The sequence below is a fragment of the Actinacidiphila paucisporea genome, from assembly GCF_900142575.1.
Classification (GTDB): Bacteria; Actinomycetota; Actinomycetes; order Streptomycetales; family Streptomycetaceae; genus Actinacidiphila; species Actinacidiphila paucisporea.
The window spans coordinates 45,813-62,344 of the sequence record NZ_FRBI01000018.1 but is presented as its reverse complement, the minus strand read 5'-3'; the positions used below and the strand labels follow the sequence as shown (position 1 = coordinate 62,344).

Below are 16,532 nucleotides of genomic sequence, written 5' to 3'. Positions count from 1 at the left end.
CCCGGCAGGCCCTACGCGTCGTAGTCGACCGTCAGGGTCTGCGAGGCCGGGAAGGACTGGCAGGTCAGCACGTAGCCGGCCTCGACCTCGGCCGCTTCCAGGGCGAAATTGCGGCGCATGTCGGCGCGGCCGTCGGTGATCCTCGCGCGGCAGGTGCCGCAGACGCCGCCCTTGCAGGCGAAGGGCAGGTCGGGGCGGACCCGCTGGGCGCCGTCCAGGATCGTCGCGCCGGTCGGCAGGGCCGCGGTGGAGGTGCGGCCGTCGAGAACGAGGGTGACCTCGCTGACCGGGCCGCGGGCGACGTCGTCGGGGTGGCGCAGCGGGGCGACCGGCTCGTCGTCGGCGAAGAACAGCTCCTGGTGGACGCGGTCGCCGGGCACGCCGAGGCCGGCGAGCACCTGCTGGGCGCCGGTGACCATGCCGTGCGGCCCGCACAGCCACCAGTGGTCGGCGCCCGGGACGTGCACCAGGCCGGCGATCAGCGCGGCGAGCCGGTCCGCGTCGAGTCGGCCGGACAGCAGCTCGGCCTCGCGCGGCTCGCGGGAGAGCACGTGGCCGATCTGGAAGCGGGCGGGGTAGGCGTCCTTGAGGTCGGCCAGCTCGTCGGCGAACATCACCGTGCCGGTGCGCCGGTTGCCGTAGAAGAGGGTCACCCGGGAGCGGGCGTCGGCGGCCAGCACGGATTCCGCGATGGACATCATCGGGGTGATCCCGGATCCCGCGGCGATCAGCACGTGGTGGCCCGGCGTGGCCAGGTCGGGCGTGAAGGCCCCGGTCGGCGGCAGCACCTCCACGGTGTCGCCGGGGCGCACCTGGTGCACCAGCCAGTCGGAGAACAGCCCGCCCGGCACCACGCGCACGCCGATCCGCGGCGGCGCGCCGGCCGGTGAGCACAGGGAGTACGAGCGCCGCTCGTCGCGCTCCCCGACGGTGCGCCGCAGGGTCAGCGACTGCCCGGGGCGGTGGGCGAAGTCGGCGGCCAGCTCGTCGGGGACCTCGAAGCCGACCGTGACGGCGTCCTCGCACAGCGGCCGGACGTCGGCCACCCGCAGCGGGTGGAAGGCCGGGCGGCGGCGCGGCCGTACGGTCCCCGCGGCGGTGGTGGTGGTCGGGGCCATCACAGCTCCTTGACGTGCTCGAAGGGCTCCCGGCAGGTGCGGCAGCGCCACAGGGACTTGCAGGCCGTGGCCGAGAAGCGGGAGGTCTCCTCGGTGTCGGCCGAGCCGCAGCGCGGGCAGCCGACCGCGAGCCGGGCCGCGCCGAGCACCAGCGGCACGGGGCCGGCGGTGCGGCGGGGTGCGGGGCCGGGCGGCGAGATGCCGTACGCGCGCAGCGTGCGCCGGCCGTGCGCGGTGATCAGGTCGGTGGACCAGGGCGGGTCGAGCACCGTGCGGATCTCCACCTTGGCGAAGCCGGCGCCGCGCAGCCGGGCGGCCACGTCGGCCCGCATCTCGGCCATCGCGGGGCACCCGGAGTAGGTGGGCGTGAGGCTGGCGACCACGGTGCCGTCCTCGGTCAGCCGGACGTCCCTGAGCACGCCGAGGTCGGCGAGGGTGAGCATGGGCAGCTCGGGGTCGGGCACCTGTGCGGCGACCTGCCGGGCCCGCAGGGCGGACTGCCGCGTCACCATGTCGCCTCCGGGTGCGCGCGGGCCACGCTCTGCAGTTCCGCCAGCAGCGGGGCCAGATGGGCGGTGTGGTCGCCCTGCCGCCCGGAGCCCGGCACCGCGGGCGCGGCGGGCAGCGACAGTCCGGCGGCGAGCAGCACCTGGTCGAGCACGGCGAGCGTCTCCTGGCGTACGGCGTCGGCGTGGGCGGCGAACTGCGGCCGGGCGTCGAGGACCTCGTCGAGATACGGCACCACGTCGGCCAGCGCGGCGCGCATCCGGCGGTGCGACTCGTCGGTTCCGTCGCCGAGCCGCACCGCCCAGTCGGCGGCATATTGGCGGTGGTAGGTCAGTTCGGGCACGCCCTTGGCCGCGACCGCGGCGAGCACCGGGTCGGCGGTCGAGGCGAGCCGGCCGAAGAGGGCCAGCCGCCAGGTGGACAGGACCAGCAGCCGCACGACGCAGAAGGCGAAGTCGCCGTCCGGCAGTTCGGCCAGCCGCACGTTGCGGAAGTCGGCCGGGTCGCGGGTGTAGGCATAGGCGTCCTCGCCGCGGCCGGTGCCGTCGGCCTGGCCGCAGCGCGCGTAGAGCAGCCGCGCCTGGCCGAGCAGGTCGAGGCCGATGTTGGCGAGCGCGACCTCCTCCTCCAGCTCGGGGGCGCGGGTGCACCACTGCGCCAGGCGCTGCGCGCCGACCAGGGCGTCGTCGCCGAGCGCCAGGCACACCGCGGCCAGTTCGGCGCCGTCCACGCCGTCGGGCACGGCGGTGTCGACGCCGTGCAGCGGGTCCTCGAACCCGGTGCCGAACGCCCAGCGGGCGTCGCCTTCCTGGTCGTGCTGCTCGGCCAGGGAGAGGTAGACGTGGTCGTCGATGTCGTCGCTCATACCGGCCTCCTAGATGTGCGGGACATCGTCGGGGATGTCGTAGAAGGTCGGGTGGCGGTAGACCTTGTCGGCGCTGGGCTTGAAGAAGGGGTCCTTCTCGTCGCGGGTCGAGGCGGCGATGTGGGTGGAGCGCACCACCCAGATGGACACGCCCTCGTTGCGCCGGGTGTAGAGGTCGCGGGCGTGGGTGAGCGCCATGGTGTCGTCGGCGGCGTGCAGCGAGCCTACGTGCACGTGGTTCAGCCCGCGCTTGCCGCGGACGAACACCTCGTACAGCGGCCAGTCCTGCCGGGCCGTACCGGTGCCGGTCTCCTCGCCGCTCATACCGCCGCTCACGCCGCCGCTCCTTCGCCGTGCCGTGCGCGGGCCGCCTGCTTGGCGGCGTGGGCGGTGGCCGCCTCGCGGACCCAGGCGCCGTCCTCGTGGGCCGCGCGCCGCCGCGCGACCCGCGCGGTGTTGCACGGGCCGTCGCCGCTGATGACGCGCTGCAGCTCCGACCAGTCGGGCGTGCCGAAGTCGTGCCGGCCGCGCTCCTCGTTCCACCGCAGGTCCGGGTCGGGGAGGGTGACGCCGAGCCGCTCCGCCTGCGGCACGGTCATGTCGACGAACCGCTGCCGCAGCTCGTCGTTGCTGTGCCGCTTGATCTTCCATGCCATCGAGCGCGCCGAATTGGGCGAGTCGCCGTCCGGCGGGCCGAACATCATCAGCGACGGCCACCACCAGCGGTCCACCGCGTCCTGGACCATCGCCCGCTGGGCGTCGGTGCCGCGCATCATCGTCATCAGCAGCTCGTAGCCCTGGCGCTGGTGGAAGGACTCCTCCTTGCAGACCCGCACCATCGCCCGCGCGTACGGGCCGTACGAGCTGCGGCACAGCGGCACCTGGTTGCAGATGGCCGCGCCGTCCACGAACCAGCCGATCACGCCGACGTCGGCGAAGCTCTCGGTCGGGTAGTTGAAGATCGACGAGTACTTCTGCCGGCCCTCGATCAGCCGCTCGGTCAGGTCCGCGCGGTCGGCGCCCAGGGTCTCCGCCGCCGAGTACAGGTACAGGCCGTGGCCGGCCTCGTCCTGCACCTTGGCGAAGAGGATCGCCTTGCGGCGCAGCGACGGGGCCCGGGTGATCCACTCCCCCTCCGGCTGCATGCCGATGATCTCCGAGTGCGCGTGCTGCGCGATCTGCCGGATCAGCGTCCCGCGGTAGCCGTCGGGCATCCAGTCCCGCGGCTCGATCCGCTGGTCCCTGCCGATGGTCGCGTCGAAGCGCTCCTGGAGCGGGGGCTCGCCCCGGTCGTCGCCGCTGTCGCCCGGCGGGCCTTCGAGTGGCATGGCCGCTTCTCCTCACTACGCCAACCGACCGTTCGTTCGGTATCAAGTGTGCGGATCTTACGGCGCCGAGGCAACCCCGGCGCGGCGATGTCGTGGTGGCCCCCCGGCCGGCGGCGGGGACGCGGGCGGATCAGCCCTGGTAGCCGTTGTCGGCCAGGATCCGGTCGATACGTGCGCGGTGCGCGGCCTCCCACGCGTCGAGGCTCTCGCCGGCCTCTTTCCCCAGCTTCTTCCCGGCGTCGGCCAGCACCTGGTCGGCCCGGCCGGCCGGGACGACGGCGACGCCCTCCTCGTCGGCGACCACGATGTCGCCCGCGTGCACCTCGACGCCGCCGCAGCGCACCGGCTCGCCGAGCGGCAGGACCGCCGACTTCCCGCCGGGGCAGGGGACGACGCCCCGGGCGAAGACCGGGAAGCCCATCGCGCGGATCTCGCCGAGGTCGCGGATCACCCCGTCGATGACGAAGCCGGCGATCCCCCGGCGGTGGGCGACGGCGCAGACGTTGCCGCCGGCCACCGCGTAGTCCAGGTCGCCGGCCGCCATGACGATCACGGAGCCGGGCGGCGCCCGGTGGATCGCCGCGTGCAGCATCAGGTTGTCGCCGGGCGGGCAGCGCACGGTGAAGGCCGGTCCGGCGATCCGCGGCCCGGGGCCCCACAGCGGCCGCAGCCCCGCGTCCATGACCTGGCCGCGTCCGAGGAGGTCGGCGAGGGTGGTCGGCGGGATGTCCTGGAATGCGCTCACGTCGTCCACGCTCACCCTTCGTCCGTGCGCCCCGACCTGGGCAACTCCGGGAACGCTACCCGAGGGTGCCGGGGCCGGGGCGCGTCGGGCGGGCCCTACGACCAGCGCTGGTTCGTACCGCCGTTGCAGGTCCACAGCTCGGCCAGGGCGCCGTCGGCGGTGGAGGCGCCGGTGACGTCCAGGCACAGGCCGGACTGGACGCCGGTGATGCTGCCGTCGGAATTCACCCGCCACTGCTGGTTGGCGCCGCCGTTGCAGTCCCAGATCTCCACCTTGGTGCCGGCCGCGGTCTGGTTGTCGTAGGCGTCGAGGCACTTGGTGCCGCCGTAGACGGTGATACGGCCACCGGACGCGCGGGTCCAGGCCTGGTTGACCCCGCCGTTGCAGGTCCAGATCTCTGCGGCCGAGCCGTTGGTCAGCGAGTTGTCGTACGCGTCCAGGCACTTGCCCGCCCCGACCGCGTGCACGGGCGCCGCGCCGGGCAGTGTGGTGGTACCGCCGGAGACGCGGTACATCACGGTGCCGTGCGCGGGCACCGAGGCGCTGATGGCGCCCGAGGTGCTGGACTTCGCCCCGCTCCACAGGTCGGTCAGGCCGTAGCTCGAAGCGCCGCTCTTGCCGATCGCGGCCGCGCTGGTGGTGATGGTCGCGGTCGATCCGGTCTCGTTGAACAGCACGACCGAGACGTCGCCGCCCGCGAGCGGCCTGGCCAGCACGTCGAGCCCGCCGCCGGCGACCTGGACGCCCTGGGCGCCCAGCGAGTCCTGGTCGACGGCGATGACGGCCTTGTTGGTCAGGATGGACAAGGTGGCGGAACTGGCGCTGAGGAGATTGCTGCCGTCGATGAGCGGGGCGGCCATCTCGGACCAGAGGGTGAATTCCGTGCGGTCCTCGACCGTGGTCATGCCGTTGCCGGTCTCCAGCATGTCGGGGTCGTTCCAGTGGCCGGGTCCCGCGGCCGCGGCGAGGGCCAGGTTGCTGTGGAAGATCGACAGCATGCTGCCGTAGGAGGCGTTGATGTCACCGGTGGTGCGCCACAGGTTGCCCACCCCGGCGCCCCAGTTCTGCACCGTCTCCTGGCCCCAGTCGCACAGGCTGTAGACGATCGGGCGGCCGGTGGCGGCCAGCGCGTCGCGCATCGCGGTGTAGCGGCCCAGGGCCGGCGCCCCGGTGTTGTTGCAGTTGTCGTACTTCAGGTAGTCCACGCCCCAGGACGCGAAGGACTTCGCGTCCTGCGTCTCGTGCCCGAGGCTGCCGGGGTAGCCCGCACAGGTCGCGGTGCCCGCGTCCTCGTAGATGCCCAGCTTGAGTCCCTTGGAGTGCACGTACGCGGCGGTACCGGAGATCCCGTCGGGAAATTTGGTGAAGTCCGGCTGGAGGTTGCCCGCGGCGTCCCTGGAGTGCTGGAGCCAGCAGTCGTCGATGTTGACGTACGTGTAGCCGGCCGCGGCCATCCCGGAGGAGACCATCTTGTCGGCGGTCTGCTCGATCAGTGCCTCGGAGGTGTTGCAGCCGTAGGCGTTCCAGTCGTTGAAGCCCATCGGCGGTGTCAGCGCCAGGCCGTTGCCCAGCGCGGCCGCGGGGGCGGCCGTCAGGACGGCGGCCAGCGGCACGCCGGGCAGCAGCAGCGCCGCGGCCAGGGCGAGGCCGCCGGCGCCGGACAGCGTGCGGCGGACGGTTCCGGGTGTGCGAAGCCCTCGAGATCTCACGGTGCGTCTCCTGGAGGTGGGGGGTGGAGGTGCAGGCCGCGGCGGTCGCTGGGGACAGATAACTCGTGAGGGTTTCGGTGCGTCAAGATGCGCGGAAAGGTTTTCAAAGTATTGTTTGTGCGCGCAGATCCCGGTCGACCCCGCCCCGAGTCAACATTTCCGGACAGGCTCTGACGCCGAGTGGGCCACTGACCTGCCGGGGTCGCCCGATCGGCGGCTTGTTACCTTTTCCGGTATGAGCCGATCGCGTCCCGGTGCCGAGGTGCACGCGTGGCAGCCCGCGGTGGCCGGGATCAGCGAGGTCCTGCACGCGCGCTTCGACGAGCACGCCTATCCGGTGCACACCCACGACACCTGGGACCTGATGCTGCTGGACGACGGCGCCGTCGACTTCGCGCTGGACCGCACACGGCACGGCGCGACGGACGCCGGGCGGGTGGTGCTGCTGCCACCCGGCGTGCCGCACGACGGGCGGTCGATCGGCGGCCTCGGCTTCCGCAAGCGGGTGCTGTACCTGTCGACCGCGGTACTGCCGGAGCGGCTGGCGGGACCGGCGGTGGACGGGCCGATCCTGCTCGACCCGGCGCTGCACGACCGGGTGCACCTGCTGCACGGGGCGCTGCGGCACGAGGAGGACACGCTGGAGGCCGAGTCGCGGCTGGCCTTCGTCCGCGAGCGGCTGCTGACGCACCTGGACGCCCGCAGGCCGCCCCGGCAGGAACGGACGGACCACCGGTTGGCGGTACGGCTGCGCGAACTGCTGGACTCCCGGGTGCGGACCGGCCTGTCGCTGGACGAGGCGACCGAGGTGCTGCACGCGCACCCCACGCACCTGATCCGCTGCTTCACCCGCGCCTACGGGCTGCCGCCGCACACGTATCTGACCGGGCGGCGGATCGACCGGGCCAGGGCGCTGCTGCTGGCGGGCGAGCGGCCGGTCGACGTGGCGGGCGCGGTCGGCTTCTACGACCAGGCGCATCTGAGCCGGCACTTCACCCGCCACATGGGGGTGCCGCCGGCCCGCTTCGGGCGGCGCGGCGCGTAGCTCTCACGCGCGCACCGCCGGAAGCCGGCGTACGAGTCACGGGTCACCGGTTACGGGTCACCGGTTACGAGTCAGCCGGTGGCGATGGCGGGGTCGCTCACCCCCGGCCTGCCGTTCTCCACGTGCCCGGCCAGGCGGCGCAGGAAGCCGGGGTCGTGGTCGGCCGTGACCGTGAGGTCGTACCAGCGCCTGCTGCGGTGGAGGTCGACGGTGCGGGTCTCGCGGCGGCCGGCCCGGACGGTGCAGGTCTCGTGGTGGCCGTCGTAGGAATTGCGGACGGTGAGGCGGACGTCGTCGCGGCCGGAGTTGGTGAAGGTCAGCTCGATCCGGCCGGCGGCTGCCTCGTGACGGGCGGTCACCTCGGGTCCCGCGTGTGCCGTGGAGCCCTTGAAGGCGCGCAGGAACCCCGCCGGGCCGTACGCCGTCAGGTCGTAGCTGCCGCCCTGGGCGGTGGTGTCCCAGCTGCCGGAGAGCTTCCTGCCGGCCTCCGCGGTGTAGGTCCACGGGCCGTCGGCGCGGCCGGCGGCGGTGACGTGGAAGCACACGCCGGCCGCGGCCCCGCCGCCGAAGGTGAGGGTGACGGTCCCGCTGGAGGGGGCCACGGCCGCGTCGACCTGCGGGGCGTAGGGAAGCGGGCGCGTCGGGCGGCTGCCCTTCTCCTGCACCGGCAGCACCTGGTGTGCGGGCGGCACCGGCACGTAGCTGTCGTGCCGCTCGCGGTCCGGCGGCTGGTAGGCGTCGGTGCCGGGCAGCGGCGCGGGCCTGCCGTGCGTGAGGCCGAAGTCGAAGGCCGAGGTGAGGTCGCCGCAGACGGCCCGCCGCCAGGGCGAGATCTGCGGCTCGTGCACACCGAAGCGGCGCTCCATGAAGCGGACGATCGAGGTGTGGTCGAAGACCTCGGAGCAGACGTAGCCACCGGTGCTCCACGGTGAGACCACCGTCATCGGCACCCGCTGGCCGAGACCGTAGGGGCCGGCCGCGTAGGTGCCGTTGCCCGGGAAGACCTCCAGGCCGGTGCTGACGGTGGAGGCGCCGCGGCCTTCGGCGGGCGGGGGAAACGGCGGCACGACGTGGTCGAAGTAGCCGTCGTTCTCGTCGTAGGTGATGAACAGCGCGGTCCTGCTCCACACCTCGGGGTCGGAGGTGAGCGCGTCGAGGACCTGCGAGATGTACCAGGCGCCGTAGTTGGCGGGCCAGTTGGGGTGCTCGGAGAAGGCCTCGGGGGCGGCGATCCACGAGACCTGCGGCAGCCGGCCGGCCTTGACGTCCGCGCGCAGGATGTCGAAGAAGCCGTCGCCGGCTTTGGCGTCGGTGCCGGTGCGGGCCTTCTCGTAGAGCGGGTCGCCGGGCTGGGCGTTGCGGTAGTTGTCGAAGTACAGCAGCGAGTTGTCGCCGTAGTTGCCACGGTAGGCGTCCGGGATCCAGCCCCAGGAGTTGGCGGCGTCCAGGCCGTCGCCGACGTCCTGGTAGACCTTCCACGAGACTCCGGCCTTCTCCAGGCGCTCGGGGTAGGTGGTCCAGTTGTAGCCCAGCTCCGAGTTGTCCAGCACCGGGCCCGCGCCCTTGCCGTCGTTGCCGGTCCAACCCGACCACATGTAGTAGCGGTTGGGGTCGGTGCCGCCGATGAAGGAGCAGTGGTAGGCGTCGCAGACGGTGAAGGCGTCGGCCAATGCGTAGTGGAACGGAATGTCGTCGCGGGTGAGATACGCCATCGTGCCAGCGGACTTGGCGGGGATCCAGCGGTCGTAGCGGCCGTCGTTGAAGGCGGCGTGGCTGCCGGTCCACTCGTGGTTGAGGCCCTCGATGAACTGCAGGCCCAGGTCCTCGGCGTCCGGGTGGTAGGGCAGTACGTCTTTGCCGGCCCCGTCCGGCTGGTACCAGACCGGCTTGCCGTTCGCCAGCCGCACCGGACGTGGGTCGCCGAAGCCGCGCACTCCGCGCAGCGAGCCGAAGTAGTGGTCGAAGGACCGGTTCTCCTGCATCAGGACGACGATGTGGTCGACGTCCTTGATGGTGCCGGTGCGGCGTCCGGCGGGGATGGCGGCGGCGCGGCTGATGCTGCTGGACAGGGCGGTGAAGCCCGCGGTGGCGCCGGCGATCTGCAAAAAGCGCCGCCGGGTGGGTTCTGCCATGGCTCGGAGTACCTCTTCGCATGGGAAGGTGCGGGGGCGTGCGGGGTTGCCCCCACAGCAGCGACCTCGGGCGACCTGCCCGTGTCGCCCGGGTGAAAGCCTGCGGTACGGGTCGCGAACAAGCCGACTCCCCTGTGCGGAAAGCGGAACCGGCGGCCCGGAGGGCGCGCGCCGCGGTCGGCGGCGCAGGTGCCGCCATCATCCGACGCGGTCACTGTCGCCGACCCCGCCGCCTTCCGACGCGGTCACCGGCGCCGGTCCGCCACCATCCGACGCGGTACGGACAGGCGGCGTTCAACCGCACGTCGCCGTGGGGCGCGAGTCTTCACACATTCGCAGCCCATGCACCAAGGAGCAACGATGGTCGCACATCTGGACACCCCGGAGCCGTCGGGAGACCGCCTGACCCGGCGTACCGCGGTCGGTCTGCTGGGGACGGCGGGGGTCGGCGCGGTGGCCGTGCCACTGCTGAGCGCGGGCCCCGCCGCGGCGGCGCCGGCCGGCGCGCCCGCCTTCCACCCCACCCCCGACGCCGGCGGCGCCTCCCCCGTACAGGGGCTGCATCTGACCTTCGGCAAGGACCCGTCCAGCCAGATGGTGGTGTCCTGGCTGACCGACGGCCCGGTCAACCGCCCCCGGGTGCTCTACGGAACCCTGGAGCACGGCCTGGGCTCCGGTGCCTCCGCGCACACCCGGATCTACACCGACGGCAAGTCGGGCCGGGCGGTCCACGTCCACCACGCGCCGATCAGCGGCCTGCGCCCGGACACCGACTACTACTACCTGGTCTCGCACGACGGTGCCACGCCGGACAGCGGCACCTTCCGCACCGCGCCGCGCGGCCGCCGGCCGCTGACCTTCACCAGCTTCGGCGACCAGTCGGCGCCCCAGGTGACCTGGGGCGCCGACGGCACGGCGGCCTTCGACGCGAACTCCACCCCGGCGACCAAGGACATCGTCACCGGCATCGAGCAGGTCGCGCCGCTCTTCCACCTGCTCAACGGGGACCTGTGCTACGCCAACCTGGACGTGGACCGGGTCCGCACCTGGAACAACTTCTTCACCAACAACACCCGCTCCGCGCGCTTCCGGCCGTGGATGCCCGCGGCGGGCAACCACGAGATCGAGTCGGGGAACGGCCCGATCGGCCTGGGCGCCTACCAGACGTATTTCGACCTGCCCTCGACCGAGAGCGACGACGAACTCGCGGGCCTCTGGTACGCGTTCACCGCCGGCTCGGTGCGGGTGATCGTGCTGCAGAACGACGACGTCGCGCTGCAGGACGGCGGCGACGTCTACGTCCACGGCTATTCGGGCGGACGCCAGCTGGCATTCCTGGAAAGGGAGTTGAAGGCGGCCCGGCGTGACAGCGACATCGACTGGGTCGTCGTGGCGATGCACCAGGTGATGATCAGCTCCTCCGACGCCAACGGCGCCGACCTGGGCCTGCGCGCGGCGTACGGACCGCTGTTCGACCGCTACCAGGTCGACCTGGTGGTGTGCGGCCACGAGCACAATTACGAGCGGTCGCTCGCGGTGCGCGGGGTCGTCGGCGGCAGCGAGACGCTGACCCCGAACCCGGCCTCGCCCAGGACCGACGACATCGACACGGGTCTGGGCACCGTCCACATGGTGCTGGGCGGCGGGGGTGTCTCGGGCACCACCAACCAGGCCTTCTTCAAGGACGGCACCGCGAAGGTGATCACCGCGGTGGCCGCGACCCGTCCCGAGGGCGGCAAGCGGGCGGCGACGTACGTCAAGGAGGAGGCGGTCTGGACGGGCGTGCGCGACATCGAGCACCCCTACGGCTTCGCCGCCTTCACGGTGGACCCGGGCCGCTTCCCCGGCGACACCACCCGGATGCACGTGACGTACTACAACGTGAACAAGCCGCACGGCGAGTTGTCGGTCTTCGAGAAGTTCACGCTGCACCGCAAGCGGTCGGACGGGCGCGACTGATCCCGCCCGCACCTGGGCGGCAACACAGAGGACGGCCCGCGGGAAATAATCCCGCGGGCCGTCTTCCGTCGTTATGTATACCCGGTATGATACCGGGTATACAAAGGGATGGGGAGGTCGATCCGATGAGCGTGCGCCATGCTTTGCTCGCCCTGCTGAGCGAAGGACCGAAGTACGGCCTGCAGTTGCGCCAGGAGTTCGAGGCGCGGACCGGGGAGGTCTGGCCGCTCAATGTCGGACAGGTCTATTCGACGATGCAGCGCCTGGAGCGCGACGGGCTGGTGGAGTCCGACCAGGACGAGGCCGCCGAGGCCGGTCCGCAGAAGGCCTACCGCATCACTCCGGCCGGCGGCGCCGAGCTGGCGTCATGGCTGCGCACCCCGCCGTCGCCCGACGCGCCGTCGCCCGACGCGCCGCCGCGCGACGAGCTGCTGATCAAGGTGCTGGTCGCGCTGCGGCTGCCCGGGGTGGACCTGTCCGGCCTCCTCCAGGCCCACCGCAGGGCCACGATCGAGCGGATGCAGCAGTACACCCGGCTCAAGGAGCACGCGCTCGACGATCTGTCGCTGCTGCTGGTCGCCGACGCGCAGCTCTACCGCCTCGAAGCGGTGGTCCGCTGGCTGGACGCGACACAGGCCAGGCTCAGGCACCACAGCTACGGCCCGCCGGACCGCGCCACCGGCACCCTGCCCGCCGCGCCGCCGGCCGCCGGGCCCGCGCCGTCCGCCGCGCCGTCCGCCACGCAGTCCGCCGCGCCCGGCAGTACGGGGGCCGTACGGTGACCGCACCGCTCGAACTGCGCGGGGTGTCCAAGACCTACGGCGAGGGCCCCGCCGCCGTCCAGGCGCTGATCGGCGCGGACCTCACCGTCGCCGCCGGCGAGATGGTCGCCGTGATGGGGCCGAGCGGGTCGGGCAAGTCCACCCTGCTGACCATCGCGGGCAGCCTGGAGGAGCCGACCGGCGGCGAGGTCCTCATCGAGGGCACCGTGCTGTCGGGGCTCAGCCGCGACGACCGGGCCAGGCTGCGCCGCCGCCACATCGGCTACGTCTTCCAGGACTTCAACCTGCTCGCCGGACTCACCGCGGTGGAGAACATCACGATGCCGCTGGAGCTGGACGGGGTCAGGAGCCGGCAGGCCCGCCGGCAGGGCCTGGCGGCGCTGGAGGAGCTGGGGCTCGCCGACCGCGCCGACAGTTTCCCCGACGAGCTGTCAGGCGGGCAGCGGCAGCGGGTGGCCCTGGCCAGGGCACTGGTCGGCGAGCGCCGGCTGCTGCTCGCCGACGAGCCGACCGGCGCGCTGGACTCGCACAGCGGCGAGGGCGTGATGCGGCTGATCAGGTCCGCCTGCCACGGCGGCGCCGCGGCCGTGCTGGTCACCCACGACCCCCAACTGGCCTCCTGGGCCGACCGGGTGGTCTTCGTGCGGGACGGCGAGATCGTCGACTCGACCACTCCGCTGCCCGGTCCCGAGTCGCTGCTGACCCCCGGCGGCCCGCTGACCGGCGAGGAGAGCCGCTGATGACCGCCACCCACCCGGGCCCGCGGCCGACGACCGGCGGGCTGCCGTACGGCCCGAGGCACGGCGGGCTGCCCGCCAGGGTCGCCGTGCTGCGCTGGTCCTGGCGGCTGCTGCGCCGCGAGTGGCGGCGCCAGGTGCTGCTGCTCGCGCTGATCACCACGGCCGTAGGCGCCGCGGTGTGCGGGCTCGCCGCCGTGCACGCCTACGTCCGGACGCCGGCCGGCACCTTCGGCTCCGCCTCGCAGTTGCTGCACCTGGGAGGCGGCACCCTGCCGTCTCGGGTCGCCGCCGCGCGCAAGGACCTGGCGCCGGTCGACATCGTCGCCCACCGCCCGGTACCGGTGCCCGGTTCGCTCGACCCGCTCGACCTGCGAGCCGAGGACCCGCACGGTCCGTACGGCGCAGGGCGGCTGCGGCTGGTGTCGGGGCGCTATCCCGCCGGTCAGGGCGAGATCGCCCTGACCGCGTCGGCGGCCGACCTGCTGCACGCGCGCACCGGCGGCACCGTGGACCTCGGCGGGCGGCGGTTCGCCGTCGTCGGCCGGGTGGAGAATCCCGGCCTGCTCGGCGACACCTTCGCGCTCGCCGCGCCCGGCACCGGAAGCGCCGCGGGGACGACCGTGGCCGGGCCGGCCGCCGCGTCCGCCGACGTCCTCACCGACGCGTCCGCCGACGCCGTGGACGCCTTCCGCAGGTCCGCGCCGGACCGGGCAGCACCCGTCATGGTCCAGGTGCGGGGAGACTTCGGCCGGGCCGCGGCCGACACCCTCATCCTCGCGCTGGCCACCGTGGCGCTGCTGCTGATCTCCCTGGTCGCCGCGGCGGCCTTCGCCGTGGTCGCGCAGCGCAGGCTGCGGCAGATCGGCATGCTCGGCACGATCGGCGCCACGGACCGCCAGCTGCGGCTGGTGCTCGTCGGACACGGCACGCTGACCGGCGTCCTGGCGGCCGGCTGCGGCGCGGTGCTGGGCGGTGCGGCGTGGCTGGCGCTGGCCCCGCACCTGGAGTCCGCCGCCGACCACCGCATCGACCCCTTGGCACTGCCCTGGCCGCTGCTGGCCGTGCTGCTGGTGATCGGGGTGCTCACCCCGACCGCCGCCGCGTGGTGGCCGGCCCGTGCGCTGGCGCGTATCCCGACCGCCCAGGCGCTTTCCGCCCGCCCGCCGCGGCCGGTGCCCGCCCGGCAGTCGGTGTGGGCCGCCGCGCTGCTCACCGCGGCGGGGTCCGGGGCGCTGGTCGCCTCGCACCGCACCAACGGCCTGCTGCTGGTCGTCGGCCTGGTGGCGGCGGTCCTCGGTGTGCTGCTGCTCAGCGCGCCCGCCGTCCGGCTGATGGCCGCGGCCGCGGCGCGGGCGCCCTTCACCACCCGGGTGGCGCTGCGCGACCTGGGGCGGCACCAGGCCAGGTCAGGTGCCGCGCTGGCCGCGATCACCCTGGCGATCGGCCTGCCGGTGGCGATCAGCGTGCTGGCCCCCGTCAACCAGCACACGGCCGGCACCGGCAATCTGTCCGCCCGCCAGCTGATGATCCGCTCCGGCGACCGGGACCCGGTGATCCCCGCGCTGTCCGCAGAGGCGGCACGGGCGCAGCAGGCGGCCGTGCGGAAGTGGGCCGCCGGTGCCGGCGCCACCGCTGTCCCGCTGGAGATGGCGTACGACCCGGCGGTCCCGCGGACCACCGCCCAGAGCGGCGTCGAAGGGCAGCCGGTGGTCGAGACGGGCCACCGGACCGGGGCGAACACCTGGGCCGGCGTCCCGCTGTACGTCGCCACCCCGGCGGCGGTGCGGGCCTTCGGCCTGGGCACGGCGGCGGCCGCCGCACCCCACGCCGAGATCCTCACCTCGATGCCCGGTTCCGAGCAGCTGGCCGTGCTCGGCACCGAGGGCCGCGACCGGGCCCGCAGCGCCTCGCCCACGGCGCACCTCGCGGGCAGCGCGTACACGTCGGTGCCGCGGGCCTTCCTCACCCCCGGCGCGGTCCGGGCGCGCGGCCTGCGCACCGTCACGGCGGGCTGGCTGGTCACCGCCCCGCACGACCTGACCGGCGACCAGCGCGCCGCCGCGCGCGACATGGCGGCCCTGAACGGCCTGTCGGTCGAGGTGCGCGACCGGCAGGACGGGCTGCGCACGGTGCGCTGGGCTTCGGTCGCCGCCGGCGCCGCTCTGGCACTCGGCGTGCTGGCCATGACGGTCGGGACGCTGCGCGCCGAGTCCACCGACGACCTGCGCACCCTCACCGCGACCGGCGCCACGTCACGGACCCGGCGCGCCCTGACCGCCGCGACGGCCGGCTGTCTCGCGCTGGCGGGCACCGTCCTCGGCACGCTGGGCGCCTATCTGGTCCTGCTGTCCGCCTTCGGCGACGACCTCGGCTCGCTCGGCCATGTCCCCGTCGTGCCGCTGCTCATGGCCTTCCCCGGCATCCCACTGCTGGCCACGGCCGCCGGCTGGCTGTCGGCGGGCCGCGAGCCTCCCGGCCTCGCGCGGCGGCTGCTGGAGTGAGGCGGGGGTGGTCCCGGCCGACACAGCCGCGCGGGTAGCTGTGTCGGCCACCGCCATGCGTCACCCGGCCGGGTGACACCTAGCCTGCTGGAGCCGCACGGACGGCGTGCGGGCGGACGGCGCTGATGCGGGGCGGGCGGGGCATGAGGGATCACCAGGACGTCGGTGTCGAGGTGCGGGGCGGCACGCTGGCGGTACGCCGCTGGCCCGGGGCACCGGGCGGTGGCACGGTGCTGGCGGTGCACGGCATCGCGAGCAACGGGCTGTCGTGGACCGCGGTCGCCGAAGCCCTCGACGGTGTCGAGGTGATCGCCCCCGACCTGCGCGGGCGCGGGCACAGCGGCGACGTCAAGGGCCGCAGCAGCATGGCCGCGCACGCCGACGACCTGCTCGCGGTGCTCGACCGCTTCGGGGCGGACCGGGCGGTGCTCGCCGGCCACTCGATGGGCGGTTTCGCCGGCTGCGTCGCCGCCCGGCGCGACCCGCACCGCTACCGGGCCCTGGTGCTGGTCGACGGCGGTCTGGGCTTCCCCGTCCCGGGCGACATGGACATCGACCAGGTGCTGCACGCGGTGATCGGCCCGGCGATGGCCAAGCTCGACATGGAGTTCGCCGACCGCGCCGCCTACCACGCCTTCTGGGCCGCGCACCCGGCCTTCGCCGAGCTGACCGGCGAGGCGGTGCGGACCTATCTCGACCGCGACCTCGTCGGCGAGGAGCCCCGGCTGCGGTCGGCGTGCCGCCCGGCGGCGATCCGGGAGGACGCCGAGGACGAGCTGCGCAATCCCGCGGTCTTCGCCGCGATCCACGAACTGCGCGTCCCCGCCCGGCTCCTGTGGGCCGAGCGCGGCCTGCGCGACGAGCCCACCGGGCTCTACCCCCCGGCCGTCATCGAGTCCGCCGCCCTCACCACGGCGTCACTCCACTTCGTGCCCGGTGTGAACCACTACTCGATCCTCCTCGGCCGGCGGGGGGCATCCGTGGTCGCCTCCCACATCCGCGCCGCGCTCTAGGTCAGGCGGGGGCACCATGGTGCCCGCCGACATGCCGTCCCGCCGAGGTACATGTCTCGGCCACATGTCCGCCCGGACCCCGCACTTC

The 16,532-nt window shown here is 73.8% G+C and carries 14 protein-coding genes; 6 read left to right on the top strand and 8 right to left on the bottom strand.

Annotation, left to right across the window (positions count from 1 at the left end; translation table 11 throughout):
- Window positions 1-11: 11 nt before the first annotated feature.
- The 7 genes from paaE to BUE44_RS24065 form a co-directional block, all read right to left on the bottom strand.
- On the bottom strand, window positions 12-1,118 hold the full coding sequence (paaE, locus tag BUE44_RS24095) for a 1,2-phenylacetyl-CoA epoxidase subunit PaaE (protein WP_073501076.1): 1,107 nt from the start codon (window positions 1,116-1,118) through the stop codon (window positions 12-14).
- A complete protein-coding gene (paaD, locus tag BUE44_RS24090) occupies window positions 1,118-1,630 on the bottom strand; it encodes a 1,2-phenylacetyl-CoA epoxidase subunit PaaD (RefSeq protein ID WP_073501075.1) in 513 nt (170 codons plus the stop codon). Before paaD ends, paaE begins: the two co-directional genes overlap by 1 nt.
- Complete coding sequence (gene paaC, locus BUE44_RS24085) at window positions 1,624-2,490, bottom strand: 1,2-phenylacetyl-CoA epoxidase subunit PaaC (protein WP_073501074.1); 867 nt, start codon at window positions 2,488-2,490, stop codon at window positions 1,624-1,626. Before paaC ends, paaD begins: the two co-directional genes overlap by 7 nt.
- Window positions 2,491-2,499: 9 nt before the next feature.
- A complete protein-coding gene (paaB, locus tag BUE44_RS24080) occupies window positions 2,500-2,814 on the bottom strand; it encodes a 1,2-phenylacetyl-CoA epoxidase subunit PaaB (protein ID WP_073501152.1) in 315 nt (104 codons plus the stop codon).
- A gap of 8 nt (window positions 2,815-2,822) precedes the next feature.
- On the bottom strand, window positions 2,823-3,818 hold the full coding sequence (gene paaA, locus BUE44_RS24075; protein ID WP_073501073.1) for a 1,2-phenylacetyl-CoA epoxidase subunit PaaA: 996 nt from the start codon (window positions 3,816-3,818) through the stop codon (window positions 2,823-2,825).
- 130 nt (window positions 3,819-3,948) lie between these two features.
- Window positions 3,949-4,572: an RraA family protein gene (locus BUE44_RS24070; RefSeq protein ID WP_073501072.1), complete on the bottom strand. Its 624-nt coding sequence runs from the start codon at window positions 4,570-4,572 to the stop codon at window positions 3,949-3,951.
- A gap of 86 nt (window positions 4,573-4,658) precedes the next feature.
- Window positions 4,659-6,272, bottom strand: a complete 1,614-nt coding sequence (locus BUE44_RS24065) for a glycoside hydrolase family 27 protein (protein WP_079190026.1) — start codon at window positions 6,270-6,272, stop codon at window positions 4,659-4,661.
- Between the two features lie 235 nt (window positions 6,273-6,507).
- Here BUE44_RS24065 and BUE44_RS24060 point away from each other — a divergent pair, with 235 nt between their 5' ends.
- Complete coding sequence (locus BUE44_RS24060; RefSeq protein ID WP_073501071.1) at window positions 6,508-7,317, top strand: helix-turn-helix domain-containing protein; 810 nt, start codon at window positions 6,508-6,510, stop codon at window positions 7,315-7,317.
- 71 nt (window positions 7,318-7,388) lie between these two features.
- Here BUE44_RS24060 and BUE44_RS24055 read toward each other — a convergent pair whose 3' ends face one another.
- Complete coding sequence (locus BUE44_RS24055) at window positions 7,389-9,449, bottom strand: phosphocholine-specific phospholipase C (protein ID WP_073501070.1); 2,061 nt, start codon at window positions 9,447-9,449, stop codon at window positions 7,389-7,391.
- Window positions 9,450-9,809: 360 nt separating this feature from the next.
- Between BUE44_RS24055 and BUE44_RS24050 the strand changes: the two genes are divergently transcribed.
- From BUE44_RS24050 to BUE44_RS24030, 5 genes are all read left to right on the top strand, one after another.
- A complete protein-coding gene (locus BUE44_RS24050; RefSeq protein ID WP_073501069.1) occupies window positions 9,810-11,408 on the top strand; it encodes a purple acid phosphatase family protein in 1,599 nt (532 codons plus the stop codon).
- Between the two features lie 125 nt (window positions 11,409-11,533).
- Complete coding sequence (locus BUE44_RS38800; protein WP_073501068.1) at window positions 11,534-12,190, top strand: PadR family transcriptional regulator; 657 nt, start codon at window positions 11,534-11,536, stop codon at window positions 12,188-12,190.
- Complete coding sequence (locus BUE44_RS38795) at window positions 12,187-12,930, top strand: ABC transporter ATP-binding protein (RefSeq protein WP_073501067.1); 744 nt, start codon at window positions 12,187-12,189, stop codon at window positions 12,928-12,930. Before BUE44_RS38800 ends, BUE44_RS38795 begins: the two co-directional genes overlap by 4 nt.
- Window positions 12,930-15,431 carry an FtsX-like permease family protein gene (locus tag BUE44_RS24035; protein ID WP_073501066.1) on the top strand — a complete coding sequence of 834 codons (2,502 nt, stop codon included), beginning with the start codon at window positions 12,930-12,932 and terminating at the stop codon, window positions 15,429-15,431. Before BUE44_RS38795 ends, BUE44_RS24035 begins: the two co-directional genes overlap by 1 nt.
- Window positions 15,432-15,574: 143 nt before the next feature.
- Entirely contained in the window at window positions 15,575-16,444 is an 870-nt protein-coding gene (locus BUE44_RS24030) for an alpha/beta hydrolase (RefSeq protein WP_073501065.1), read from the top strand.
- Window positions 16,445-16,532 lie beyond the last annotated feature (88 nt).